The sequence below is a fragment of the Streptomyces sp. NPDC033180 genome, from assembly GCF_055577645.1.
This window is the reverse complement of sequence record NZ_JBVIPU010000005.1, coordinates 1,541-25,571: the sequence shown is the minus strand read 5'-3', so window position 1 is coordinate 25,571 and position 24,031 is coordinate 1,541. Positions and strand designations below refer to the sequence as shown.

Genomic DNA, 24,031 nt, shown 5'->3' with positions numbered 1-24,031 from the left:
GGTTCCGAAGAGCTTGTCCGGGCGCGCACTAATATCTCCGCATGACAGACCTCACCACGCCGCCAACGACGAGCAGCGAAGCAGCACGCTGGGCCCCCGGCACCCAGGTGCTGTGGCGGTACAAGGAGAACGCCGGGAACCGCATCCACATCTGTCGGCCCGTCACGGTCGTACAGGACACCGAGGATCTGCTCGCCGTGTGGATGGCCCCCGGCACCGAATGCGTGAAACCGGTCATCGCCGACGGAACTCCCGTTCACCACGAGCCGCTCGCCACCCGCTACACCAGGCCGCGCGCCCTGCGCAGGGGCCGCTGGTTCGGTACGGGGGTACTGAAGTTGGCCCGCCCCGCGGAGCCATGGTCCGTATGGCTGTTCTGGGATCCGGGATGGCAGTTCAAGAACTGGTACGTGAACCTCGAGGAGCCGCGCGCCCGTTGGGCCGGAGGCATCGATTCCGAGGATCACTTTCTGGACATCTCCGTGCGGCCGGACCGGACATGGCGGTGGCACGACGAGGACGAGTTCGCCCAGGCCCAGCGCGCCGGTCTGATGGGGGCGGGAAAGGCGCAGGAAGTGCGGGCCGCCGGGCATGCCGCCATCGACGTGATCCGCTCGTGGGGCCTGCCCTTTTCGGACAACTGGCCGCAGTGGCGCCCCGATCCGGACTGGGCGATTCCACCCCTACCGGATGACTGGGACCGCACGCCCGTACATGTGACGTCATGAGACCCTTGATGCGCCCCCATGGTTCAAACGTAGGATCGTCCTCCGCAAGGGCGCACAGCAGCAACTCAGCAGCAACTCCCTGAGCTTGCGCGTTGCCTGACAGGATGTCATCGAAGGGCGGCAGAACGTGAGCGAGGCGAGCGAGTTCGACAGGTACGGCGGGCCATCCGGCATGCATCCCGACCGGACGGGCCAGGCCGAGGCCTTCGACGCCATCGGGCAGCACTACGACGACGCCTTTCCGCACAAAGACGGCCAACTGGCCGCCGGGCGCAGGCTCGCCGACGCGCTGCCGCCCGGGTCCAGGGTGCTCGACGTGGGATGCGGCACCGGACTGCCGACCGCCCGTCAGCTCGCCGACGCCGGACACTCGGTCCTCGGCATCGACCTCTCGTCCGGCATGCTCGACCTCGCCAGGAAGAACGTGCCGGCGTCGAACGCCGATTTCCGGCAGCTCGACGTGGCGGCGCTGGGGGCCGAAGGGCCCGACGGCGTGGGGCAGTTCGACGGGATCGCGGCATTCTTCGCGCTCCTGATGCTGCCGCGCGCCGAAATCCCGTACGCTCTGCGGCTGCTGCACGGACTGCTGCGCCCCGGCGGTCTGCTCGCGCTCTCCATGGTCGAGGCCGACCTGGATGACGCGGGAATTCCGTTCCTGGGGCACACAATCCGGGTATCCGGATACCTGCGGGAGGAACTGCGGCAGGTCGTACGTGACGCGGGCTTCGACATCGTCGATGAGGACACGTACTCCTACGCCCCGGCGAGCACCGATGTACCACCCGAACACCAGCTCTTTATGCACTGCCGACGCGGCTGACCAACGTAGCCACCGGACACCAAGGCGCAGCCCCGGACGGACGGATTCGAAACGCGTGACGGAGCACTCCATCCCCGACGAGGGCCGACAGCCCCGAGCTGCCCGGCCCGCCGCCCCCGCGGACCCCCGCGGGGCGCTGGTGCGTGCCCCGAAGGCGCGGGACACCCCGAGCGCGGCTGCTTTACCCGCACAGCCCCAGGCCCGCACGGGCGACTCCACCGCGAGCCCCAGCGACGAGCACTCCCAGTCGCCCGGGCCCTCGGGGCAACAGCCCGACCCGCACCGGCCGCGCCCCGACCAAGGGGCCGGACAGGATGGCGGGCACGATGGCGGGCACGACAATTCCGACGGCGTCCCCCCGGACGCCCCCGGCGGTGAGGAGCGGCGTACGGGACAGCCACGGCCGCCGGGCTCCGGCCCCGCGGCGATGAGACGCGACGGCGACCGGCTGCGCTTCGTGGGCGCCGCGACCCGGCGCATCGCCCGCGGCATCGACCTGGACGAGATCGTGATGGGCCTGTGCCGGGCCACGGTGCCGACGTTCTCCGACGCGATACTGGTCTATCTGCGCGACCCGCTGCCGGTTGGCGAGGAGCGGCCCAGCGGAGCACTCATCCTGCGCCTGCGCCGCACCGACCGGCTGCGCGCGATCGAAGAAGGGGCGGAGGAGCCCGACACCGAGGGCGGCGCCCTGCCCGCCCTCCAGGTGCAGACCGACCTGGTGACCACCGCCGAGCTGTGCGAGGTGCGCCCCGGCGGCGCCCTCGCCGAGGTGCTGCGCGGTGTGCGCCCGGTCTTCGCCGACGCGCCCGCGGCCCACGCCGCCCTGCCCGAACTGCTCGGCGAGGGACGCACCGTGCCCTCCGGGCAGCGGACGATCCTCGCCCCGCTGCGGGGCAGGCGCCGGGTGATCGGCGCCGCGGTGTTCCTGCGCCGCCCCGACCGCCCCGCGTTCGAGGGCGACGACCTGCTTGTCGCGGCCCAACTGGCCACGCACAGCGCCCTCGGCATCGACAAGGCCGTGCTCTACGGCCGCGAGGCGTACATCGCCGACGAGCTCCAGCGCACGATGCTGCCCGAGACCCTGCCGCGCCCGACCGGTGTGCGCCTGGCGTCCCGCTATCTCCCGGCCGCCGAGACGGCCCGGGTGGGCGGCGACTGGTACGACGCGATCCCGCTGCCCGGCAGCCGGGTGGCACTCGTCGTGGGCGACGTCATGGGCCACTCCATGACATCGGCGGCGATCATGGGCCAGCTGCGGACGACCGCCCAGACCCTGGCCGGGCTCGACCTGCCGCCCCAGGAGGTCCTGCACCACCTGGACGAGCAGGCCCAACGGCTCGGCTCGGACCGGATGGCGACCTGCCTCTACGCGGTCTACGACCCGGTCGCGCACCGCATCACCATCGCCAACGCGGGCCACCCGCCACCCGTCCTGCTGCATCTGGGCGGCCGGGCGGAGGTCCTGCGGGTCCCGCCGGGCGCCCCCATCGGCGTGGGCGGCGTCGACTTCGAGGCCGTGGAGCTGGACGCGCCGGCAGGCGCGACGCTGCTGCTCTACACGGACGGCCTGGTCGAGTCCCGGCTGCGTGACGTGTGGACGGGCATAGAGCAGCTGCGCGAACGGCTCGCCGCCACCGCCCAGTTGACGGGCCCGGACCATCCGCCGCCCCTTGAGGCGCTCTGCGACGACGTGCTCGACATGCTCGGCCCGGGCGACCGTGACGACGACATCGCGCTGCTCGCCGCCCGCTTCGACGGCATCGCGCCGAGCGACGTCGCGTACTGGTTCCTGGAGCCGGAGGACGCCACGCCCGCCCGCGCCCGGCGCCTGGCCCGCAGCGCTTTGGAGCGCTGGGGCCTGCAGGAGCTGACCGACTCCCTGGAGCTCCTGGTCAGCGAGGTCGTGACGAACGCCGTGCGGTACGCGTCGCGTCCGGTGACCCTGCGCCTGCTGCGTACGGACGTCCTGCGCTGCGAGGTCGGCGACGACGTGCCGCAGCTACCACGCCTTCGCCAGGCGCGGGCCACGGACGAGGGCGGACGCGGGCTCTATCTGGTCAACAGGCTGGCCCGGCGGTGGGGCGCGACGCGGCTGAGCACCGGCAAGGTGGTGTGGTTCGAGCTGAACCACAGCTGATCGCCAGGCAGTTCACGGCGAAGGCGCCCGGAAGCGTGTGCTTCCGGGCGCCTTCGCCGTGAAATACCGTGAAGTGCGGCCGTCAGTCCCTGCCAGGGCGCCCGTTCGGGTTCTCCGGGATCTCGATGGAGTCCGTCGGGTCCGGCTCCTCCGGGTCGCCCGTCGGCGGCTCCGTGGTCGGGTCGTCCGTCGGCGGCTCGGTCGTCGGAGTCTCCGTGGGCTTCTCCGTCGTCGGGTCGTCCGTCGGCGGCTTCGTCGTCGGATCCTTGGTCTCCGTGGGCTCCTGCGTCGGCTCCTTCGGGGCCTGCGTCGTCGGCTCCGGGGGCGGCGCGATGGCCGCGCCCATGGAGGTGTCCAGGTCGAACTCGCTGGGCGAGCCCATCGCGTCGAAGGTGTACGCCGCCCAGATCTGCGCCGGGAAGCTGCCGCCGTCGACGCGCGGCAGACCGCCCGCGCCCTTCATGGAGACCTGCTTGCTCTCCTCGGCGGTTCCGGCCGCGCCCTCGCCGAACAGACCGACGGAGGTGACCAGCTTCGGTGTGTAACCGGTGAACCAGGCCGACTTGTTGTCGTCGGACGTACCGGTCTTGCCCGCCACATCCTGCACCGGGCTGCGCACCGCGCTGCCCGTACCGTCGTCGACCACACCGGTCAGGACCGAGGTGAGCGAGTCCGCGGTGCCCCGGTCCACGACCTTCTCACCGATCGGGTCCGGCAGCTCGATCGTGCGGTCCTTGTGCTCGACGGAGGCCACGACCGCGGGGGTGACCTTCTTGCCGTGGTTGTCGAGCGTGGCGTAGACGCCCGCCATCTCCAGCGGGCTCGCGCCCATGGTGCCCAGGGTCTGGGCGGGCACGGCGGGCAGATCCTCGACGTCCATGCCGAGCTTGCCCGCGGTCTCCAGGACCTCGTCCATGCCGACGTCCACGCCCATCTGCGCGAAGACGGAGTTGATGGACTTGTTCATCGCCTTCTGGACGGTGACCTGGCCATAACTCTTGTCGTCCTCGTTCGGCGGCGCGAAGGCGACGTCGCTGCCCTTGACCGGGCGTTCGCTCGTGCCGTCGTAGATCGTGTTGGCCGTGACCGGCTGGCCCGACTGCGTCTTGGCACCCTTCTCCAGGGCGGCGGCCAGGATCAGCGGCTTGAAGGTGGAGGCGGGCTGGTAGTCACGCCGGGTGGCATTGCTGATCTGGTGTTTGACGAAATTCCGGCCGCCGTACATCGCAAGGACCTTGCCGGTCTTGGGGTCGACGGACGCGGCGCCCGCCTGCACCCGGGCGTCGGCCTTGCGCTTGTCCGGGTCGAGCTGGTCGTTCAGCTTCTTGTCGACGGCCTTTTCGAGCTGCTTCTGCTTCTTCTTGTCGATGTTGAGCGTGATCGTGTAGCCGCCCGCGTCGAACTGCTTCTCGCTGAGGTGGCCCGCCTTCATGACCTCGGCCTTGGCTTGCGTCACGAGGTACCCGGTCTGGCCCTTGAGGCCGGGGGCGGCCTTGGGCTTCTCCGGCACGTCGAACTTCAGCCCCTCGCGCTTGCTCGCGGACAGCCAGTTCTCCTCGACCATGTTGTCCAGGACGTAGTTCCAGCGCGCCTCGACCAGCTTCCTGCTGGCGGGCGTCGCCGACGTCCAGTCGTACTGGCTCGGGGCCTGGAGGAGGGCGGCGAGGTAGGCGCCCTGCGAGACGTCCAGGTCCTCGGCGTCGACTCCGTAGTAGGCCTGGGCGGCGGCCTGGATGCCGTAGGCGCCGCGGCCGTAGTAGCTGGTGTTGATGTATCCGGCGAGGATGTAGTCCTTGCTCTTGTTCTGGTCCACCTTCAGCGAGATGACCAGTTCCTTGAGCTTGCGGGTCACCGTCTGGTCCGCCGTCAAGTAGTAGTTCTTGACGTACTGCTGGGTGATCGTCGAGCCGCCCTGCTTGCCCTTGCCGGAGACGGTGTTGATCAGGCCGCGGGCCGTGCCCTTGAAGTCGACGCCCTGGTCCTTGTAGAAGGACTTGTTCTCGGCGGCCACGAACGTGCGCTGGACGTCCTTGGGCACCTTCTCCAGGTCGACGACCTCGCGGTTCAGCTCGCCGGTCCTGGCGATGACGTCGCCGTTCTTGTACTTGTAGACGTTGCTCTGGAGCCTGGCCGCCGCGTTGCCCTCGGGCACGTCGACCACCATGTAGAGGACGACGAAGGAGAGCATGCCGAGCAGGCACAGCCCGAAGAACGTGCCCAGGATCTTCTTCAGCGTGAAGAAGCGGCGTATGCCCGTGCGCTTGGGTTTGCCGCCGCCGGCGGGGCGCCCGCGCGATGCCCGGCGCGCGCCGCGCTGCCGCGCTTGTCGCTCTTCCGCTCGGCCCATGATCCTCTGTGCTCCGCTTCCGTCTAGTCCTCGTGTGTACGTCAAGTGCGTACGTGGAGTGCGTACGTCGAATCAGCTCATGAAGCTAACACCGCACCCTGGGACAAACTCCTGCCGATCCGGTCTTTTCCGGACGTGACAAAGAGCACCTGCCCTTAAGAACCGACGAACACAGACCTCAGAAGGTTGCCCGCTTCTCGAACCTGTGAGCCACCGGTCAGCTCGGAACCGGAGGTATACATGGCACGTATACACGCCGTGTAGAGTGCTCCGCATGTCCATCGGTCACACCCTCCTCGGCCTCCTTGAGTCGGGCCCCCGCCACGGCTACGACCTCAAGCGCACCTTCGACGAGAAGTTCGGTCACGACAAACCTCTGCACTACGGGCAGGTCTACTCGACCATGTCCCGCCTCCTGAAGAACGGCCTCGTCGAGGTCGACGGCATAGAGGCGGGCGGCGGCCCCGAGCGCAAGCGGTACGCGATCACCGACGCCGGCATCACCGATGTCGAGCAGTGGCTCGCCACCCCGGAGAAGCCCGAGCCCTACCTCCAGTCGACCCTCTACACGAAGGTCGTCCTCGCGCTCCTCACCGAGCGCGACGCCTCGGAGATGCTCGACGCCCAGCGCGGCGAGCACCTGCGTCTGATGCGCATCCTCACCGACCGCAAGCGCAAGGGCGACCTCGCCGACCAGCTGATCTGCGACCACGCGCTGTTCCACCTCGAAGCCGATCTGCGCTGGCTGGAACTTGCCGCCGCGCGCCTCGGCAAGCTCGCCCAGGAGGTTCGCTCCGCATGACCCCCGCCGGTTCCCTCCTGACCGCGTCCGGCCTCCGCAAGACGTACGGCCCCACGACCGCGCTCGACGACGCCGAGTTCTCCATCCACCCCGGCGAGGTCGTCGCCGTGATGGGCCCCTCCGGCTCCGGCAAGTCCACGCTCCTGCACTGCCTCGCGGGGATCGTGAAGCCCGACTCGGGCTCCATCACCTACCACGGCCGTGAGCTCACGGACCTGCCGGACGCCGCGCTGAGCGCCCTGCGCCGCAGCGAGTTCGGCTTCGTCTTCCAGTTCGGGCAGCTGGTTCCCGAGCTGACGTGCGTGGAGAACGTCGCGCTTCCGCTGCGGCTGAACGGCGCCAAGCGCAAGGAGGCCGAGGCGACCGCCCGCACGTGGATGGAGCGCCTCGAGGTCGAGGACGTCACCGCCAAGCGGCCCGGCGAGATCTCCGGCGGCCAGGGGCAGCGCGTCGCCGTGGCCCGCGCGCTCGCCACGAGCCCGCGCGTGCTCTTCGCCGACGAGCCGACCGGCGCGCTCGACTCGCTCAACGGCGAGCGCGTGATGGAGCTGCTCACCGACGCCGCGCGCTCGACGAACGCCGCCGTGGTCCTGGTCACGCACGAGACGCGGGTCGCCGCCTACTCCGACCGCGAGATCGTCGTACGCGACGGCAGGGCACGCGACATGGAGCGGGCGATATGAGTCTCGACACCCGTGCGCAGGCCGCCACCACTCCCCGGCCACCGCTCGCCGACACCACCGCGACGGTGTCCAAGGGGGGACCCCGCGCCTTCGCCCGCGACCTGGCGATGGGCATACGTTTCGCCGTCGGCGGTGGCCGTGAGGGCTGGACCCGCACCCTGCTCACGGCGGTCGGCGTCGGGCTCGGTGTGGCGCTGCTGCTCGGCGCGGCGTCCGTGCCCACCCTGCTGCAGCACCGCGAGGACCGCTCGGTGGCCCGCTCGGCCGAGGGTCAGTTCTCGGACAAGAAGGTCGAGCGCTCGGACTCCACGGTCCTCCAGCGCGACGTGCCCACCGACTTCCGCGACGCGACGGTCAGCGGCCGAGTGCTGCGCGCCGAGGGCGCCCACCCGGTCCTGCCGCCCGGCCTGGAGAAGATCCCCGCGGACGGCGAGATGGTCGTGTCGCCCGCCCTGCGCGACCTCCTGAACAGCTCCGACGGCGCCCTCCTGAAGGAGCGGTACGGCGACTACAAGATCACCGGCACCATCGGCGACGCGGGCCTGACCAACCCCAAGGAGCTCTACTACTACGCCGGTTCCGACGCCCTCACCCCGGCCAAGGGCGGCCACCGCGTTGCCGCCTACGGCTACGAGCAGCCCGCGGAACCCCTGGACCCGATGCTCATCGTCCTGGTGGTCCTGATCTGCGTGGTCCTGCTGACCCCCGTGATCATCTTCATCGGCACGGCGGTCCGCTTCGGCGGCGACCGACGCGACCGGCGTCTTGCCGCGCTGCGCCTGGTCGGCGCGGACGCGCACAGCGTACGGCGGATCGCGGCGGGCGAGGCCCTGTGCGGCGCGCTGCTCGGCCTTGCCGCGGGCGGCGTGTTCTTCCTGGGGCTGCGCGAGCTGATCGGCACCCTCGACGGGTGGCGGATCAGCGCCTTCCCCTCTGACGTGGCGCCCGTGCCGGCCTTGGCCGTACTGGTACTGCTCGCCGTGCCGATCACAGCCGTCCTGGTCACGCTGATCTCGCTGCGGGCCGTCTCCATCGAACCGCTCGGCGTCGTGCGCAGCACCAAGCCCCGCAAGCGCCGCCTGTGGTGGCGCATCATGATGCCGCTCATCGGCCTCGGGATACTGCTGGCCGCGGGCCGCGTCGGGGGCGACTACGCCCCGCCGGTCTTCGCCATCGGCGCGGGCGCGACACTCACCCTGGTGGGCCTGGCCGCGCTGCTGCCCTGGCTCGTCGAGGCAAGCGTGGCCCGGCTGCGCGGCGGTGGCCCCGTACCCTGGCAACTGGCCACCCGCAGGCTTCAGTTGAGCAGTGGTACGGCGGCACGCGCGGTCAGCGGCATCACTGTCGCGGTGGCGGGCGCGGTGGCCCTGCAGATGTTGTTCGTCGCGATGCACGACGACTTCAACCAGGTGACCGACAACGACCCCGGCCGCGCCAAGCTGGTGGTCCAGGCCGACGTCGGCGACGGCGAGCTCGCCCAGCGGATGAACGACAAGTTCCGCACGACCAAGGGCGTCAAGAACGTCATCGGCACGGTCTCCTCGTACGTCGTGAAGCCCGGCAGGATGAAGAACCCCGAGGACATCCGGCCCACCACGGAGCTGACGGTCGGCACCTGCGCGAACCTGCGCGAGCTGGCCCGGATCGGCTCGTGCGAGGACGGCGACACCTTCGTCGTGCACACCGGGAACAGCAGGATGAACAAATGGGTCGACGCCTCGGCCCGCCCCGGCGAGCCGATCTCCCTGCACGTCACCCGCGAGGATGACCCTGACCAGCGGCACAACCTGTGGACGCTGCCCGCCGACTCCCGCACGGTCAAGGCCCGCCCCGACCCGGGCGGTGATCTGCACGACGGCATCTACGCGACGCCCGGCGCGATCGACGTGGCCAAGATGACCGACGCCTCGACGACCGCGATGATCCAGGTCGACCCGGACGTCAAGGACGCCGAGGAGTTCATCCGCAACACCGCGGCCCACGTCGACCCGTTCCTCTCCGTGCGGACGCTGCGCGCGGTCGAGCGTGACAAGCAGTACGCCACCATCCAGAACGGTCTGCAGATCGGCGCGATGGCGACGATGGCGCTGATCGCGGCGTCCATGCTGGTCTCGATGATGGAGCAACTGCGGGAGCGCAAGCGCCTGCTCGCCGCCCTCACCGCGTTCGGCACGCGCCGCGCTTCGATGGCGTGGTCGATCCTGTGGCAGACCGCGATTCCGGTCGCGATCGGCCTGGCGCTCGCCGTCGCGGGCGGCCTCGGCCTCGGCTGGGTCATGGTCCGCATGATCGAGAAGTCGGTCACCGACTGGTGGCTCTTCGCCCCCCTGACGGCGGCGGGCGCGGCCCTCGTCGCGGTCGTGACGCTGCTCAGCCTGCCGCCGCTGTGGCGCATGATGCGCCCGGACGGCCTGCGCACGGAGTAAGTCCCCCAGCAGGGGCGGTACGTTGCCGGTGCGGGGTCACAACACCCGCACCGGCAACGGCTTCACGGCCCCCCTCATCGCGGCGGCCAGCGCCTCGTACTCCGCCGCGCGCGCGGCCCCCGTACGCATCGCGAGAGCGATGCGCCGGGTCGGTGCCGGGTCCGCGAAGTACCCGGTGAGCAGCTGATTGCTGCGGCTGGTCTCGACGCGGACCGCGGTGCGCGGGAGCAGCGTCACACCGAGCCCGCCGGCCACCAGCTGGACGAGGGTGGAGAGCCCGGCGGCGGTCGTGGTCACCGGGGCGTCCGCGCGCCCTGCCTCCCGGCAGATGTCCAGCGCCTGGTCGCGCAGGCAGTGCCCCTCGTCGAGCAGCAGCAGGTTCAGCTCGCGCAGGGCGTCGCGCGGAATTCCCTCGCGCCCGCCGAGCCAGTGGTCGAGCGGTGTGACGAGCACGAAGTCCTCGTCGAACAGGGCCAGTTCGGTGATGCCCGGCATCCCGAGCGGCACGGCGAGAAGGAGCAGGTCGAGCCGTCCGGCACCGAGGCCCTCGATCAGCGAGGATGTCTGCTCCTCATGCACCTGAAGGTCCAGATGCGGGTACTTCTCGTGGACGAGCCCGATGAGCGTGGGCAGCAGATAGGGCGCGACGGTCGGGATCACGCCGAGCCGCAGCGCTCCGGTGAACGGCGCGCGCACCGCGTCGGCCTCCTCCATCAGCGCCCCGACCTCGTCGAGCACGGCCCTGGCCCGCACCGCGAGGCGCTCACCGGCCGACGAGAGCAGCACCTTGCGGGTCGTACGCTCGAGCAGGGTGACACCGAGTGTCTCCTCCAGGGCGGACACGGCACCGGAGAGCGCGGGCTGACTCATGCCGATCGCGGCGGCGGCGTCCCGGAAGTGCAGATGCTCGGCGACGGCGGCGAAGGCGCGCAGCTGGGCGAGGCTGGGCTGACGTGCGCCTCGCTTGGCTACGGGCTTGGCACTGGTGGCCACGGCGCTCCTCTTTACTACGCGTACTGATAGCTAGGTCCGATCAACACAACCCACTCTAGCTATTTCCGTAATCAATGCACCCTGTGCCACCATCAACATCAGTCCAACCCCCCAGGAAACTCCCCAAAAGGGATTTTCCTTGCAGCAAGGAGAGCGCGTGCTCACTGTCGGTGACAAGTTCCCCCAGTTCGATCTGACCGCCTGCGTCTCGCTGGAGAAGGGCGCTGAGTTCCAGCAGATCGACCACAAGACCTACGAGGGCAAGTGGAAGATCGTCTTCGCGTGGCCCAAGGACTTCACCTTCGTGTGCCCGACCGAGATCGCCGCCTTCGGCAAGCTGAACGAGGAGTTCGCTGACCGTGACGCCCAGATCCTCGGCTTCTCCGGTGACTCCGAGTTCGTGCACCACGCCTGGCGCAAGGACCACCCGGACCTGACCGACCTGCCCTTCCCGATGCTGGCCGACTCGAAGCACGAGCTCATGCGTGACCTCGGCATCGAGGGCGAGGACGGCTTCGCGCAGCGCGCCGTCTTCATCGTCGACCAGAACAACGAGATCCAGTTCACGATGGTGACCGCCGGTTCCGTGGGCCGTAACCCCAAGGAGGTCCTCCGGGTCCTCGACGCGCTCCAGACCGACGAGCTCTGCCCGTGCAACTGGACCCAGGGCGACGAGACCCTTGACCCGGTCGCGCTGCTCTCGGGCGAGTGAACGGAGCCTACTGACATGGCACTCGACGAACTGAAGTCCGCCGTACCGGACTACGCCAAGGACCTGAAGCTGAACCTCGGCTCGGTCATCGGCAACTCGGACCTGCCGCAGCAGCAGCTGTGGGGCACGGTGCTCGCCTGTGCGATCGCCTCCCGCTCCCCGAAGGTGCTGCGCGAGCTGGAGCCCGAGGCGAAGGCGAACCTCTCCCCCGAGGCGTACACCGCCGCCAAGTCGGCCGCGGCCGTCATGGCGATGAACAACGTCTTCTACCGCACGCGCCACCTCCTCTCGGACCCGGAGTACGGGACGATGCGGGCCGGCCTGCGGATGAACGTCATCGGCAACCCGGGCGTGGAGAAGGTCGACTTCGAGCTGTGGTCGCTCGCGGTCTCCGCGATCAACGGCTGTGGCCAGTGCCTCGACTCGCACGAGCAGGTGCTGCGGAAGGCAGGCGTGGATCGCGAGACGATCCAGGAAGCCTTCAAGATCGCCGCCGTGATCCAGGCGGTCGGCGTCACGCTGGACTCGGAGGAGTCTCTGGCGTAGTCGCCTCAAACCGAGAAGGCGGCTACGCCCAGCGGAAGCTGGGCGTAGCCGCCTTTTTGGTTTCGGCCGGGCTGGATTACTCAGCGCGGCCGGCGTTTGAGGCCATCTTGTCGGGGGTCCAGGGGGCGGAGCCCCATGGTTTCGGGAAGGGGTGGGATCGGGGACCGCCGGGAGGCCTACGCGCCCGCACCCGGCGACGGGGAAGGCGGCGGATCAACCGGTGCCACATCCACCGCCGTCGCCCCCCGAGGCTGCGGCGACTGCTTCAGGGCGGCCTCCCGCGAGTACGCGCGCAAGTAGCCCACCACGGTGTTGGTGACGGCGACCAGCGGCACCGCGACGACGGCCCCGCCGATCCCTGCGACGAGCCCGCCCGCGGCCACGGAAAGCACGACCGCCAGCGGATGCACCCGCACGGCACGCCCGAGGATGAACGGCTGCAGGATGTGCCCCTCGATCTGCTGCACGGCGAGCACCACGACCAGGGTCATCAAGCCGGTGAAGACGCCCTGGGTCACCAGACCCACCACCACGGCGAGCGCGCCCGAGATGACCGCACCCACCAGCGGGATGAACGCGAACAGGAAGATGAAGACGGCCAGCGGCACCGCCATCGGCACCCCGAGGAAGTAGATCCCGAGGCCGATGAAGATCGCGTCGATCAGAGCCACTATCACCGTGCCGCGCACATAGGCCGTCAGCGTGCGCCAGGCACGCGGCCCCGCGCCCGCGATACCGGGTCGCGCGGGCGCCGGGACCAGCTTCAGGACCCACTGCCAGATGCGCTTGCCGTCGTACAGCAAGAACAGCGTCGAGAACATCGCAAGGAGGATGCCGGTCATGGTCTCCACAATGACGGTGACCCCTTCGAGCCCCGCCGTCGTCAGCTCCTCCGTGTTCGCGCCGACCGCGTCCCGCAGGCTCTTGGCGATGTCGTTGATCTGATCCTCGGTCACATGGAACGGGCTGTTCAGGAGCCAGTTGCGCAAGTCGTCGATGCCGTCCTGGAGCTGACTGGAGAGCGTGTCCGCGTTCTCCATGACCTGCCAGACGACGAACCAGCCGACGAGCCCGATGACGACGAAGCCGAGTACGGCGGTGAGGACGGTCGCAAGCCCTCTCGGCAGACCGAGCCGCCTGAGCCGGGCCACTGTCGGCTGCAGCATGGCGGTGACGAGGAGCGCCGCCACGAAGGCGAAGACGACCAGTTGCACGGCACTGATCACCTTCATCAACACCCAGAGCGTGCCCGCGAGTACGAGCAGCCGCCAGCCGGCCTCGGCCGCGACGCGCATCCCCCACGGCACCGCGGCGACGGGGTCGGGCCTCGCCGCTACGTCCGGCGCGTACGCGGGCGGCGCGGGCACCACCGTCTCCGCCTCCTGGGAGGCCTCGTCGGAGGCTTCACCGGAGTAAGACCGTCGCGAACGCCTGGCGTCGTCCCCGAAGTCGTCATCCGACTCCGAACGCTCGCCCCTGCGCTCGCCCATCTGAGACAGACCGTCTCCGAGCCGGCTGATCCACCCTGGTACGCGCGACATGATCCGTCCTCTTCCCCCGTCTTTCCCCACCACTCCCTCCCTGGAAGTTGTCGGAATGACCGTACACGGCTGAGACCCCCCACCGAAGGACGGTGAGGGGCCTCGAAAAGGTTGAGCGATAAGCGGCTCAGTACCAGTTGTTCGCCTGCCAGAAGTCCCAGGCTCCGCACGGGCTTCCGTAGCGGTCGTTCATGTAGCCGAGACCCCACTTGATCTGCGTGGCGGGGTTCGTCTGCCAGTCGGATCCTGCCGAGGACATCTTGGAGCCGGGCAGCGCCTGGACGAGGCCGTACGCACCCGAAGAGGGGTTGCTGGCCTTGTAGTTCCAGGTGGACTCGTGGTTGACGATGTTGCTGAAGCACTGGAACTGGTCACCGGGGACCATCTGCCGTGCCATCGCCTGGACCTGCGAGACGGAGTACGAGGACTGCGGGGCGAAGTCCGATGCGTCGCGCGCGGAGGACCGGCTGGCCTTGACCTCGGTCTTCTCCTCGCGCTCCTTCTTGGCTGCCGCCTTCTCGGCGGCCTCCGCCTTCTCAGCGGCCTTCTGCTTGGCGATCGCCGACTCGGCGGCCTGCTTGCGGGCCGCTTCCGCCGCGGACTTCTTCGCGGCCGTGTCCGCAGCCATGGCCTGTGCGTCGGCCTGCTGCGTCAGGGACGCGGTCTGCACCTGGGCCTGCTGACCCGCGGGGATGTCTGCGAGGAGTGTCGCGTCGCTTGCCGTCGCCTCGAAGTCGTTGTCATTCGAGGCGCCCGGGGTGCTGCCCGAGGCGACACCAACAACAGCGCCGACGGTGGTGACCGCGGTGGCAGATGCCACGGCGAATCCCCGGACCGAAATCCGGCTCACACGGTTTCCTTCCAGCATCGCCCGCTAGGTGACCTCGCGGACGCAATCTTGCCCCTGGCGCTGGCCTCCACTTGGTATCGGTCACGGGAGGCACGGGCCCGATGGGCAACCCCCTTTACGGGAGCGCCGCGTGGTGCTCGGGCGGCATGCGACGGCCACTATGAAGTTCTTGGTTTCCTGAGTTGCAGTACCGCTGGGGGTACAGGTGTGTCGCATGCGGGGCCTGACAGGACCCAGACTCTGCCCCAGCCGGACGCCGCAAGGCAATTCTCCGTTGCGTGTGAAAGCTCACACCTCGTTTGCCCCAGGAGTTTTTCGGAAAAGGGCGAACGCCAAGACGCCGCCCGGCTAAGCTCCTTCGCTTCGCCGGGCGGCGCCAACTCCCCTGCAACCAGGGTGAACTCGGTCAGATCGAACCGTCCTCCAGCATTTCGGTCACGAGGGCCGCGATCTGCGAACGCTCGGAGCGGGTGAGCGTGACGTGGGCGAAGAGCGGATGCCCCTTCAGCTTCTCGACGACGGCAACTACCCCGTCGTACCGCCCCACTCGGAGGTTGTCGCGCTGCGCGACGTCATGAGTGAGGACGACACGGGAGTTCGCCCCGATCCTGGACAGAACGGTCAAAAGGACGTTCCGCTCCAGGGATTGGGCCTCATCCACGATCACGAACGCGTCGTGCAGCGAGCGCCCGCGGATATGGGTGAGCGGGAGCACTTCGAGCATGCCGCGCGCCGTCACCTCCTCGATGACCGCCTTGCCCGCCACCGAACCGAGCGTGTCGAAGACCGCCTGGGCCCAGGGGCCCATCTTCTCGGCCTCGGTGCCGGGCAGATAGCCGAGCTCCTGCCCACCCACCGCGTACAGCGGCCTGAAGACCATCACCTTCTGGTGCTGGCGGCGCTCCAGGACCGCCTCAAGTCCCGCGCAGAGCGCGAGAGCCGACTTGCCGGTGCCCGCCCGGCCGCCCATCGACAGGATGCCGATGTCCGGATCGAGCAGCAGATCCAGCGCGATGCGCTGCTCCGCACTCCTCCCCTTGATACCGAAGGCCTCGCGATCGCCGCGTACGAGGCGGACGTTGCCGTCGGCCGTGACACGGCCGAGGGCCTTGCCCTTCTCCGACTGGATGGTGAGGCCCGTGTGAACGGGCAGGTCGGCCGCCTCGGGGACGTACAGGGTCTCTTCCTCGAAGAGGAGGTCGACCTGTTCGCCGGAGAGGGTCAGTTCGGACATTCCGGTCCAGCCGGAGTCCGTGATGGCGAGTTCGGCGCGGTACTCCTCCGCGAGGAGGCCGACCGAGGACGCCTTGATCCTCAGAGGCAGATCCTTCGACACGACGGTGACGTCGTATCCCTCTGCCTGGAGGTTGCGAGCGACGGCGAGAATCCGTGAGTCGTTGTCCCCCAACCGGTAGCCGGCCGGAAGCACGCCGGGATCGGAGTGGTTGAGCTCGACGCGCAGCGAGCCGCCCAGGTCGCCGATCGGGATCGGCGCGTCCAGTCGACCGTGCCGGACCCGGCAGTCGTCCAGGAGGCGCAGGGCCTGCCGGGCGAAGTAGCCGAGCTCGGGATGGTGCCGCTTCGCCTCGAGCTCCGTGACCACGACGACGGGCAGCACGACTTCGTGCTCGTCGAAGCGGTACATGGAGTTCGGGTCTGCGAGCAGAACGCTGGTGTCGAGAACATAGGTGCGCCTGTCGGGCATGCGGCGCTTTGTGCTGGTCACCACGGAAGGACGTACCCCCTCGGATGAGGTCGGGGAGCGACGGGAAGGATGCCGGGAGAAGTCCGGACCGGTCTCGTGCCGCAGTGCGCGGGCCGAGCTCCGGCCCTCCACTTCGCCCGTACTCACCGCACGGTCGTCCTGGTGCAAAGGGCCTCCCGGGCGGACGGCCCCATGCCGCCCGCTGAGATACGACATCCGTGAATCGGATGTCGACCTGGAAGGCTTATTCCCTCGAACACGCGCGGCCATGCCATGGCATATGACGGCGCGTCCGTGAACTCTGGGTTACTCGCGCCTCACCGACACGAGCACCTGGCGTGCCTGCTGGGGCGTCAGCCGCCGTAGCGCCGGTGCCTGGCCGCGTAGTCACGCAGCGCACGCAGGAAGTCGACCTTGCGGAAGGCCGGCCAGAAGACTTCACAGAAGTAGTACTCGGAGTGGGCCGACTGCCAGAGCATGAAGCCGGAAAGACGCTGCTCGCCACTCGTTCGGATCACCAGGTCGGGGTCCGGCTGGCCACGGGTGTAGAGGTGCTTGGAGATCAGGTCGACGTCGACGGTCTCGGCGACGTCCTCCAGGCTCGTGCCCTTCTCCGCGTGGTCCAGGATCAGCGAGCGGACCGCGTCGGCGATCTCCTGCCGGCCGCCGTACCCGACGGCCACGTTGACCAGTATTCCCTTGTTGCCGTGGGTGGACTGCTCGGCTTCCTTCAGGACGGCCTGGGTGCGGTCGGGCAGCAGGTCCATCGTGCCCACGTGGTGCACGCGCCAGCGGCCGTCGGCGGCGAGGCTGCGGACCGTGTCCTCGATGATGCCGAGGAGCGGGATGAGCTCCCGCTCCGGGCGGTCGAAGTTGTCGGTCGACAGCATCCAGAGGGTGACGACCTCGACGTCCGTCTCGGCACACCAGCCGAGGAACTCCTCGATCTTGTACGCGCCCGCCTGGTGGCCCTGTTCGGTGGTCCCACCGGACGCCTTCGCCCAGCGCCTGTTGCCGTCGAGGATGACCCCGATGTGCTTGGGCACCTGGTCGTGGTCGAGGCGGCCTTCCACCCGGCGTGCGTAAAGTCCGTACACCAGGTCGCGCAGGTTCACTTCTGTCAGCCCCTCCAGCAGATGGCAGTCCCCGAAGGCGAAAGCCTACCGCTGTGAGGGCGGGGTTCCGCCCTCGGGGGATGCGGGGCTGACCCCCGGAAGATCCCGGGCTGAAGTAGCTTCGTACCCATGAACGACACGTCTCTGTACCAAGCGGCAGCGGACCGTTACGACGCCATGGAGTACCGGCGCACGGGCCGCAGCGGCCTGAAGCTGCCCGCCGTCTCCCTCGGCCTGTGGCACAACTTCGGCGACGACAAGTCCCTGGAGAGCCAGCGCGCGATCCTGCGCCGCGCCTTCGACCTGGGCGTCACACACTTCGACCTGGCGAACAACTACGGCCCCCCGGCCGGTTCGGCCGAGCTCAACTTCGGCAAGTTGTTCGCGCAGGATTTCGCACCGTACCGCGATGAACTGGTCATTTCGACCAAGGCGGGCTACCTCATGCACCCCGGCCCGTACGGCGAGTGGGGTTCACGCAAGTACCTGCTGTCGTCCCTGGACGCGTCGCTCGAGCGGATGGGCGTGGACTACGTCGACATCTTCTACTCGCACCGCTTCGACCCGGAGACCCCGCTCGAAGAGACGATGGGCGCGCTCGCGTCCGCCGTGCAGCAGGGCAAGGCGCTGTACGTGGGCGTCTCCTCCTACAACAGCGAACAGACCGCCGAAGCGGCGCGGCTGCTGCGGGAGATGGGCGTTCCCGCCCTCATCCACCAGCCCTCGTACTCGATGATCAACCGCTGGACCGAGGACGACAGCCTGCTCGACACCCTCGAAGACGCGGGGATGGGCTGCATCTCGTTCGTGCCGCTGGCGCAGGGCCTGCTCACGAACAAGTACCTGAAGGGCATCCCCGAGGGTTCGCGCGCCACGCAGGGCAAGTCGCTCGACCCCGATCTCCTGAGCGACGAGGTCGTACGCCGCCTCAACGGCCTGAACGACATCGCGGCCCGCCGCGACCAGTCGCTCGCCCAACTGGCGCTCAACTGGGTCCTGCGCGACGAGCGGATGACCTCCGCGCTGATCGGCGCCTCCAGCGTGAAGCAGCTGGAGGAGAACGTCGCGGCGCTGGCAGGACCGAAGCTCACGGACGAGGAGCTCACCGAGATCGACACGTACGCGGTGTCCACGCCCGGCACCAACATCTGGGCCGGGCGGGGCTAGTCCTGGCGGAACGCCTCAGCCGGTGTACCCCTGGCCCTGCCACTGCTCCGGGCCGGGGGTGCGCGGGCGCCTGAACCAGGCACCCGCGGCACCCTGGCTCAGCAGGATCACCAGCGCGATCGAGCAGCCGACGAGGATGAGGGCACCGAGGCCACCACCCCGGCCGAGGGCGCCGAACCCCACCAGGATCTGCACGCTGCTGAGCACGATCGACGCGACGCGCTTCCCGTGGCCGGGCAGGTGGTAGCGGAAGGCCAGGACGCACAGCGGTATCAGGAGGAAGTTGGCCCCGAGAACCGCGCCCGCGACCTGAGGCCCGTACAGCACGCCGCCGAGGACGGAGCCGAGCAGGCACATCCCGGAAAGCACCCAGATGATCACCTGTCCGGCGCGGACACCACCCGGCATCTTCTGCGGCGGGACCGGTCCGTAGCCGTAGTAGGGGTCCTGCGCGGGGCCCGTGTAACTGGGCAGGCCTGCCTGGGGGTTCTCATACGGTGACGGCGGAGGGAACTGGTTCGACATGTCCCTGACCATATCCGGCACAAAAAAATCGGGCCGGTCCATGGGGGGGAGATGGACCGGCCCGAGGGGGGGTTTCCACCATAACCCTTCGTGAGGGATGCCGCGCGCATCGGCGTGCCACAACTACTCTCCGAAACCGCCCGACAACTCCGCGACCCTGTTCCCCCACCGGATTTCGGCCCCCGTCAACAGATTTCAGCCCCGCACGGCGGTAGCCCACAGGAGGGACGGAGGCGGGGCGCCCCCTTGACGCGGAGCGAGGGGGAGGTCGGGAAATGAGGGCGCGCGGAGCCGCGCAGTCCCCTCCACCGCGCGGCACCGCACACGTGGCTTTGCTCACGCGAATTCGCCTTGGTCTGAACTTACGTGATGTGCGGGCTCAGATCGAGCTGATGGGGATAACGATGCGGAATCAACGCCACCTGTTTCGGGATCACTTGGCTAACGATCGGCGCACCAGGCAACCACCGACCCGTTTCCTCCGTCAGGCGTCAGGCGGCTGTGCCCGCCGTTTTGCCCGCCGTTTTGCCCGCGGTTTCGCCCGCCGTTTCGCCCGCCGATTCGCCCGCCGTTTTGCCTGCGGTCTTGTGCTCAGCTTCGCCTTCGGCCGTGCTCTGGGGCCTGCCCTTCTTCCTGCAGTCCCTGTTGGCCACCAGCTCCCGCATGTGATCGTCGCCCCAGACGCCCAGCGGAATCAGCGCCTCGTTCAGGGACAGGCCGAGGGGGGTCAGTGAGTACTCGACCTTCGGCGGCACCTCCCGGTACACCTCGCGGTGCACGACGCCGTCGGACTCCAGCTCGCGCAGCTGCTGGATGAGCACCTTCTCGCTGATGCCGGTGATGTTCCGGCGGAGCTCGCCGAAGCGCATCGTCGTGCTCGAGTACAGCGCCCAGAGGATCATCGGTTTCCACTTGCCTCCGACGACGTCCACGGCGGCGTCGAGGCCGCAGGCGTACAGCGTCTTGCTCTCCTTGCCGCTGCCCGTGACGCTCTCCCTGGCGACCCCCGTGCTTTCCCTGGCGCTCCCCGAATTACCCTCCGCGCCGCTCTTCGGCATGGTCCACTCCTCGTGTCCGCAGAGCCACTGACTGGATCGACAGTACTGAAGGGGAACGCCGATGACCGTCGCCACTGTTTCGTGGAGTGCTGCCAACGCCCGGCGCATGGAGCGGCAGTTCCTGCGAACTCCGGCGAAGCCGGGCGAGGCCGGGCGAGGCCGGACCCGGCGAGGTGGTCGACGCGATGCTCGCGGCGCAGGCGCAGGTGATGTCCGCGGCCGAGCTCTCGGTGGGGCTGCGGATGGACGGGGCGACCCGGCAGGACGTCCGCGACGCGCTGTGGGGCGAGGAGCCGAGCCTGGTCAAGACGTTCGGGCCGCGCGGGACCATCCACTTCCTGCCGGCCGCGCAACTCCCCCTCTGGACAGCCGCGTTGTCCGCGATCCCGTCCGGACCGAGCCCTTTCAAGGCGGGCGACCGGCTGACTCCTTCCCAGACGGAGGAGATCGTGAGCGCGATCGGCGAGGCCCTGGACGGGGCCCAACTGACCATCGACGAGCTCGGCGACGAGGTCGTGGCGCGCACGGGCCCCTGGGCCGGCGATCTGGTGATGCCCGCCTTCCAGGGGATGTGGCCACGCTGGCGCTCGGTCATGCATCTGGCGGGCCACCGCGGGGCGCTGTGCTTCGCGCCGAACAGGGGCCGCAAGGTGACGTACACGCGCCCGCCGGCCGCCGACTCCGGGGAGCCGCCGCTCTCCGCCGAGGTGGCGACGGGGCGTCTGGTGCGACGGTTCCTGTCAGCGTACGGGCCCGCGACGCCGCGTCAGTTCGCCAAGTGGGCGGCGGCGCCGGACGGTTGGGCGAGGGGGGCCTTCGGGGAGCTGGAGTCTGCCGGGGAGATCGAGAGGGTGGAGATGGAAGGAGTGGTGATGGAAGGGGTGGTGATGGGCGGGGGGTCGTCGGCGGCGGTGTCCGGCTCATCGGCGTGGGTCGTCACGGGCGACACGGAGTTTCCGGGGGAGCCGCGGGGCCTGGGGGAACGGGGGAAATCGGGGGGCCTGGGGGAACGGGGTGAACTGGTGCGGGGTGTGCGGCTGCTGCCGTACTTCGACGCGTACGTGATCGCCTCACACCCGCGCGAGCGGCTCTTCCCGGGCCGGGCCTACGAGCGGGCGCTGGCCGGGGGTCAGGCCGGCAACTTCCCTGTGCTGCTGGTGGACGGGGTCGTGGCGGGAGTCTGGCACCAGCGCCGCTCCGGGCGGCGGTTGACGGTCACGGTGGAGCCGCTGGGGGTGCTGAGCGCCGCCCAGGAGCGGGAGCTCGAGGGGCAGGTGGAGCGGGTGGGGGAAGTGCTGGAGGGGGTGGCGGAGCTGGTTGTGGGGACGGTGACGGTTGGGGCGCATGCCTAGATATGCGCCCCGACCGTCTCACGTTCAGCGTTTGCGGGCGTCGAAGAGGTGCCGCGTGCTGTGGGCCACGAACGAGCCCTCCGTCTGGATCTCGTCGTGCAGTTCACGCAGCCGCGACCAGTACCGCTCCACCGAGAAGTCGGGCACCATCCACACGACCTTCCGGAGGAAGTGGACGACGGCCCCGATGTCGTAGAACTCCATCCGTAGCCGCTCGGCCCGCAGATCGACGATCTCCAGGCCCGCGGCCTCCGCCTCGGCCCGTTCGCCGTCGGGGTGGCGCCCGTTGCGTACGTACTCGGGCTGGGACCCGAGGAAGTACTCGACGACCTCGAAGACACTGGCGGGGCCCACGTGCTGGGCGAAGTACGTGCCGCCGGGTCGCAGCACGCGCGCGATCTCGCCGAAATGCGCCTTCACCGGGTGCCGGCTCGTGACCAGGTCGAACGCCTCCGCCGCGAACGGCAGCGGCGCGTCCTCGGGCGAGGACACGACCGCCGCGCCCCGCGGGTGCAGCAGAGCGGTGGCCTTGGCGACGTTCGGCGGCCACCCCTCCGTGGCGACGGCGAGCGGCGGCAGCGAGGGCGCGGAGGCGAGGACCTCGCCGCCGCCGGTCTGGATGTCGAGGGAGGCGGTGGCGTGCCCGAGCCGCTCCCCCATGGCATGGGCGTACCGCCAGGAGGGCCGCTCCTCCGAGGCCCGCCCATCGAACCAGGAGAAGTCCCAGCCCTCGGTCGGGGCCGACTCCGCTTCCGCCACAAGTGTGTCGAAACAGCTCATGGATCGATCTTCGCATCGCATGGGGTCACGGCTCACGCGCATTACTCCGAAGGTAATCGCCGGGGCTCCCCTCCACCCGGAAGGATCAGGGGCAACGTCCATGCACATCGCCGAGCTGTACGCCGACGGCGCGGACTGGAAGCTGGACTGGCCGGAGGCCGAGCACGGCCGCGCCGCAACCCCGTGGATCCGCCACCGCGCCACACGCGCCGACCCCGTCGTACTCGGCGAGATCCGCCAGACGGCACGGCCCACAGGCCGCGCCTATCGCGCGCGCTGCGCGTTGCATCCCACCGTCGAGGACGGCCTCATCACCCGCCATCACGTGTACGAGGACAGCCTCGCGGTGGCGCAGGCCTTCGGGACGGAGTAGGGAGGAGGAGTGGAGTGGGGAGAGGAGGAGGGAGAGGAGGGAGAGGAGGGAGAGGAGGGAGAGGAGGGAGAGGAGGGAGAGGAGGAGGAGTAAAACGGGTGCGCGGCAACGGAGTTCGCACCTAACGTGGCGCGATGAGCGATGGCGATATTGCATGGGCAGTGCGGCTGCGGTCCGTCCGCGAGGAGGATCTGGATCTCCTCGACCGGTTCCTCACCGACCCGGAGACCTCTGGGGAGTTCCAGTGGCAGGGGTGGCGGGACCCCCGCACCTTCCGGCGGCGCTGGGACGAGGACGGGATGCTCGGCGACGACAAGGGCATGCTGACGGTCGTCTCGGGCGATGAGCCCCTCGGCTCTGACGATCAGCCCCCCGGGTCGGGCAATCAGCCCCTCGGCTCGGGCAAACAGCCCCTAGGCTTTGTGGCGTGGCGGAAGGTTGTGGCCTTCCGAACCTCGCACTACTGGAACGTCGGCATCCAGCTCCTGCCGGAGGCCCGCGGCCGCGGGGTCGGCACGCAGGCCCAGCGGCTCCTGGTGCGGTACCTCTTCGCGCACACCCCCGTGATGCGCATCGAGGCGGATACCGACACCGGCAACATCGCCGAGCGCCGGGCCCTGGAGAAGGCCGGCTTCACCGCCGAGGGCGTCTCCCGCAGCGTGGTCTTCCGGGACGGGCAGTGGCGGGATGGGGCGCGGTACGGGGTGGTGCGGGGGGATATGGAGTAGGCCCCTGCCATGCCCCGCATGCCCCCCATACCCCCCATACCCTCCATGGCCCATGCCCATACCCCATGCCCCATACCGCCAACTCACCCTTATCCGGGCTTAATTAGGACGCGCCTAGGGTTCGATCATGACCGCAGAGAGCCAGCAGCCAGTGGACTCGTCGGACTCCTCGTCCGTCACCTTCATCAACATCTTCGAGATCGCCCCCGAGGACGTCGACGCCTTCGCGGAGAAGTGGGAACAGCGGGCCGCCATCATGAGTAAGCAACCGGGCTTCATCGACACCCGGCTGCATCGCGCCCAGTCCCCCGACGGACGCTTCCAGCTGGTGAACGTGGCCCACTGGGAGAGCAAGGAGGCCTGGGAAGCGGCCTCGGCCGACCCCAAGTTCGCGAACCGCGCGAACGCCGCCCGCGATTCCAAGGAGACGCCGATCACGGCGAATCCTGGGCTGTACGACGTGATCGTACGGTTCCCTTGATCCGCAGGCCCCCTCCTTGAACCACCGGGCCCCGGTGGTCCCTCCCACCGGTGGCGGATAGGGCGCCGGGGCCATCCGGTTGTCCCCCACCGGCGGCCATGATGCGTACCGGGGCCATCCGGTTGTCCCCCACCGGCGGCCATGATGCGCACCGGGGCC

General features: G+C 69.4%; 22 protein-coding genes. 13 read left to right on the top strand and 9 right to left on the bottom strand.

What is annotated here, in order from left to right; genetic code table 11:
- The first annotated feature begins 41 nt into the window (after nucleotides 1–41).
- From fomD to ACZ5WE_RS16610, 3 genes are all read left to right on the top strand, one after another.
- Nucleotides 42–728 carry a cytidylyl-2-hydroxypropylphosphonate hydrolase gene (gene fomD, locus ACZ5WE_RS16620; protein ID WP_467688609.1) on the top strand — a complete coding sequence of 229 codons (687 nt, stop codon included), beginning with the start codon at nucleotides 42–44 and terminating at the stop codon, nucleotides 726–728.
- A gap of 172 nt (nucleotides 729–900) precedes the next feature.
- Nucleotides 901–1,548, top strand: coding sequence for a class I SAM-dependent methyltransferase (locus ACZ5WE_RS16615; RefSeq protein WP_467689185.1), 648 nt, complete (start codon nucleotides 901–903; stop codon nucleotides 1,546–1,548).
- 55 nt (nucleotides 1,549–1,603) lie between these two features.
- Entirely contained in the window at nucleotides 1,604–3,688 is a 2,085-nt protein-coding gene (locus ACZ5WE_RS16610) for a SpoIIE family protein phosphatase (protein ID WP_467688608.1), read from the top strand.
- A gap of 82 nt (nucleotides 3,689–3,770) precedes the next feature.
- Here ACZ5WE_RS16610 and ACZ5WE_RS16605 read toward each other — a convergent pair whose 3' ends face one another.
- On the bottom strand, nucleotides 3,771–6,035 hold the full coding sequence (locus ACZ5WE_RS16605; protein WP_467688607.1) for a transglycosylase domain-containing protein: 2,265 nt from the start codon (nucleotides 6,033–6,035) through the stop codon (nucleotides 3,771–3,773).
- A gap of 274 nt (nucleotides 6,036–6,309) precedes the next feature.
- Between ACZ5WE_RS16605 and ACZ5WE_RS16600 the strand changes: the two genes are divergently transcribed.
- The 3 genes from ACZ5WE_RS16600 to ACZ5WE_RS16590 are packed head-to-tail and all read left to right on the top strand — an operon-like array spanning nucleotide 6,310 to nucleotide 9,946.
- On the top strand, nucleotides 6,310–6,837 hold the full coding sequence (locus tag ACZ5WE_RS16600) for a PadR family transcriptional regulator (RefSeq protein ID WP_467688606.1): 528 nt from the start codon (nucleotides 6,310–6,312) through the stop codon (nucleotides 6,835–6,837).
- Nucleotides 6,834–7,520: an ABC transporter ATP-binding protein gene (locus ACZ5WE_RS16595; RefSeq protein WP_467688605.1), complete on the top strand. Its 687-nt coding sequence runs from the start codon at nucleotides 6,834–6,836 to the stop codon at nucleotides 7,518–7,520. Before ACZ5WE_RS16600 ends, ACZ5WE_RS16595 begins: the two co-directional genes overlap by 4 nt.
- Entirely contained in the window at nucleotides 7,517–9,946 is a 2,430-nt protein-coding gene (locus ACZ5WE_RS16590) for an FtsX-like permease family protein (RefSeq protein WP_467688604.1), read from the top strand. The genes ACZ5WE_RS16595 and ACZ5WE_RS16590 overlap by 4 nt, the downstream gene beginning before the upstream one ends.
- Before the next feature lie 36 nt (nucleotides 9,947–9,982).
- Here the strand turns inward: ACZ5WE_RS16590 and ACZ5WE_RS16585 are convergent, their stop codons facing one another.
- Nucleotides 9,983–10,939, bottom strand: coding sequence for a LysR substrate-binding domain-containing protein (locus ACZ5WE_RS16585; protein ID WP_467688603.1), 957 nt, complete (start codon nucleotides 10,937–10,939; stop codon nucleotides 9,983–9,985).
- 157 nt (nucleotides 10,940–11,096) lie between these two features.
- On the opposite strand from ACZ5WE_RS16585, the gene ACZ5WE_RS16580 reads away from it, so the two are divergent.
- Together ACZ5WE_RS16580 and ACZ5WE_RS16575 are read left to right on the top strand one after the other, a co-directional pair.
- On the top strand, nucleotides 11,097–11,651 hold the full coding sequence (locus ACZ5WE_RS16580; protein ID WP_467688602.1) for a peroxiredoxin: 555 nt from the start codon (nucleotides 11,097–11,099) through the stop codon (nucleotides 11,649–11,651).
- A 15-nt stretch (nucleotides 11,652–11,666) separates the two neighbouring features.
- Nucleotides 11,667–12,197, top strand: a complete 531-nt coding sequence (locus ACZ5WE_RS16575; protein WP_160506937.1) for an alkyl hydroperoxide reductase — start codon at nucleotides 11,667–11,669, stop codon at nucleotides 12,195–12,197.
- 176 nt (nucleotides 12,198–12,373) lie between these two features.
- Here the strand turns inward: ACZ5WE_RS16575 and ACZ5WE_RS16570 are convergent, their stop codons facing one another.
- From ACZ5WE_RS16570 to ACZ5WE_RS16555, 4 genes are all read right to left on the bottom strand, one after another.
- Nucleotides 12,374–13,738 carry an AI-2E family transporter gene (locus ACZ5WE_RS16570; RefSeq protein ID WP_467688601.1) on the bottom strand — a complete coding sequence of 455 codons (1,365 nt, stop codon included), beginning with the start codon at nucleotides 13,736–13,738 and terminating at the stop codon, nucleotides 12,374–12,376.
- 127 nt (nucleotides 13,739–13,865) lie between these two features.
- On the bottom strand, nucleotides 13,866–14,588 hold the full coding sequence (locus tag ACZ5WE_RS16565) for an aggregation-promoting factor C-terminal-like domain-containing protein (RefSeq protein ID WP_467688600.1): 723 nt from the start codon (nucleotides 14,586–14,588) through the stop codon (nucleotides 13,866–13,868).
- Between the two features lie 406 nt (nucleotides 14,589–14,994).
- A complete protein-coding gene (locus ACZ5WE_RS16560) occupies nucleotides 14,995–16,317 on the bottom strand; it encodes a PhoH family protein (RefSeq protein WP_467688598.1) in 1,323 nt (440 codons plus the stop codon).
- A gap of 329 nt (nucleotides 16,318–16,646) precedes the next feature.
- Nucleotides 16,647–17,408, bottom strand: coding sequence for an isoprenyl transferase (locus ACZ5WE_RS16555; protein ID WP_467688596.1), 762 nt, complete (start codon nucleotides 17,406–17,408; stop codon nucleotides 16,647–16,649).
- Between the two features lie 129 nt (nucleotides 17,409–17,537).
- Between ACZ5WE_RS16555 and mgrA the strand changes: the two genes are divergently transcribed.
- Nucleotides 17,538–18,575, top strand: a complete 1,038-nt coding sequence (mgrA, locus tag ACZ5WE_RS16550) for an L-glyceraldehyde 3-phosphate reductase (RefSeq protein ID WP_467688594.1) — start codon at nucleotides 17,538–17,540, stop codon at nucleotides 18,573–18,575.
- Nucleotides 18,576–18,590: 15 nt separating this feature from the next.
- Here mgrA and ACZ5WE_RS16545 read toward each other — a convergent pair whose 3' ends face one another.
- Both ACZ5WE_RS16545 and ACZ5WE_RS16540 read right to left on the bottom strand, forming a co-directional pair.
- Nucleotides 18,591–19,100: a hypothetical protein gene (locus ACZ5WE_RS16545; protein WP_467688592.1), complete on the bottom strand. Its 510-nt coding sequence runs from the start codon at nucleotides 19,098–19,100 to the stop codon at nucleotides 18,591–18,593.
- 491 nt (nucleotides 19,101–19,591) lie between these two features.
- Complete coding sequence (locus ACZ5WE_RS16540; protein WP_467689183.1) at nucleotides 19,592–20,059, bottom strand: winged helix-turn-helix transcriptional regulator; 468 nt, start codon at nucleotides 20,057–20,059, stop codon at nucleotides 19,592–19,594.
- A 284-nt stretch (nucleotides 20,060–20,343) separates the two neighbouring features.
- Here ACZ5WE_RS16540 and ACZ5WE_RS16535 point away from each other — a divergent pair, with 284 nt between their 5' ends.
- Nucleotides 20,344–21,510, top strand: a complete 1,167-nt coding sequence (locus tag ACZ5WE_RS16535) for a winged helix DNA-binding domain-containing protein (RefSeq protein WP_467688590.1) — start codon at nucleotides 20,344–20,346, stop codon at nucleotides 21,508–21,510.
- A 24-nt stretch (nucleotides 21,511–21,534) separates the two neighbouring features.
- On the opposite strand, the gene ACZ5WE_RS16530 is transcribed toward ACZ5WE_RS16535, so the two are convergent.
- On the bottom strand, nucleotides 21,535–22,290 hold the full coding sequence (locus tag ACZ5WE_RS16530) for a class I SAM-dependent methyltransferase (RefSeq protein WP_467688588.1): 756 nt from the start codon (nucleotides 22,288–22,290) through the stop codon (nucleotides 21,535–21,537).
- 100 nt (nucleotides 22,291–22,390) lie between these two features.
- On the opposite strand from ACZ5WE_RS16530, the gene ACZ5WE_RS16525 reads away from it, so the two are divergent.
- From ACZ5WE_RS16525 to ACZ5WE_RS16515, 3 genes are all read left to right on the top strand, one after another.
- A complete protein-coding gene (locus tag ACZ5WE_RS16525) occupies nucleotides 22,391–22,663 on the top strand; it encodes a nuclear transport factor 2 family protein (protein ID WP_467688586.1) in 273 nt (90 codons plus the stop codon).
- 134 nt (nucleotides 22,664–22,797) lie between these two features.
- Complete coding sequence (locus tag ACZ5WE_RS16520; RefSeq protein WP_467688584.1) at nucleotides 22,798–23,391, top strand: GNAT family N-acetyltransferase; 594 nt, start codon at nucleotides 22,798–22,800, stop codon at nucleotides 23,389–23,391.
- Between the two features lie 127 nt (nucleotides 23,392–23,518).
- On the top strand, nucleotides 23,519–23,872 hold the full coding sequence (locus tag ACZ5WE_RS16515; protein WP_467688582.1) for an antibiotic biosynthesis monooxygenase family protein: 354 nt from the start codon (nucleotides 23,519–23,521) through the stop codon (nucleotides 23,870–23,872).
- The last annotated feature ends 159 nt before the right edge of the window (nucleotides 23,873–24,031 follow it).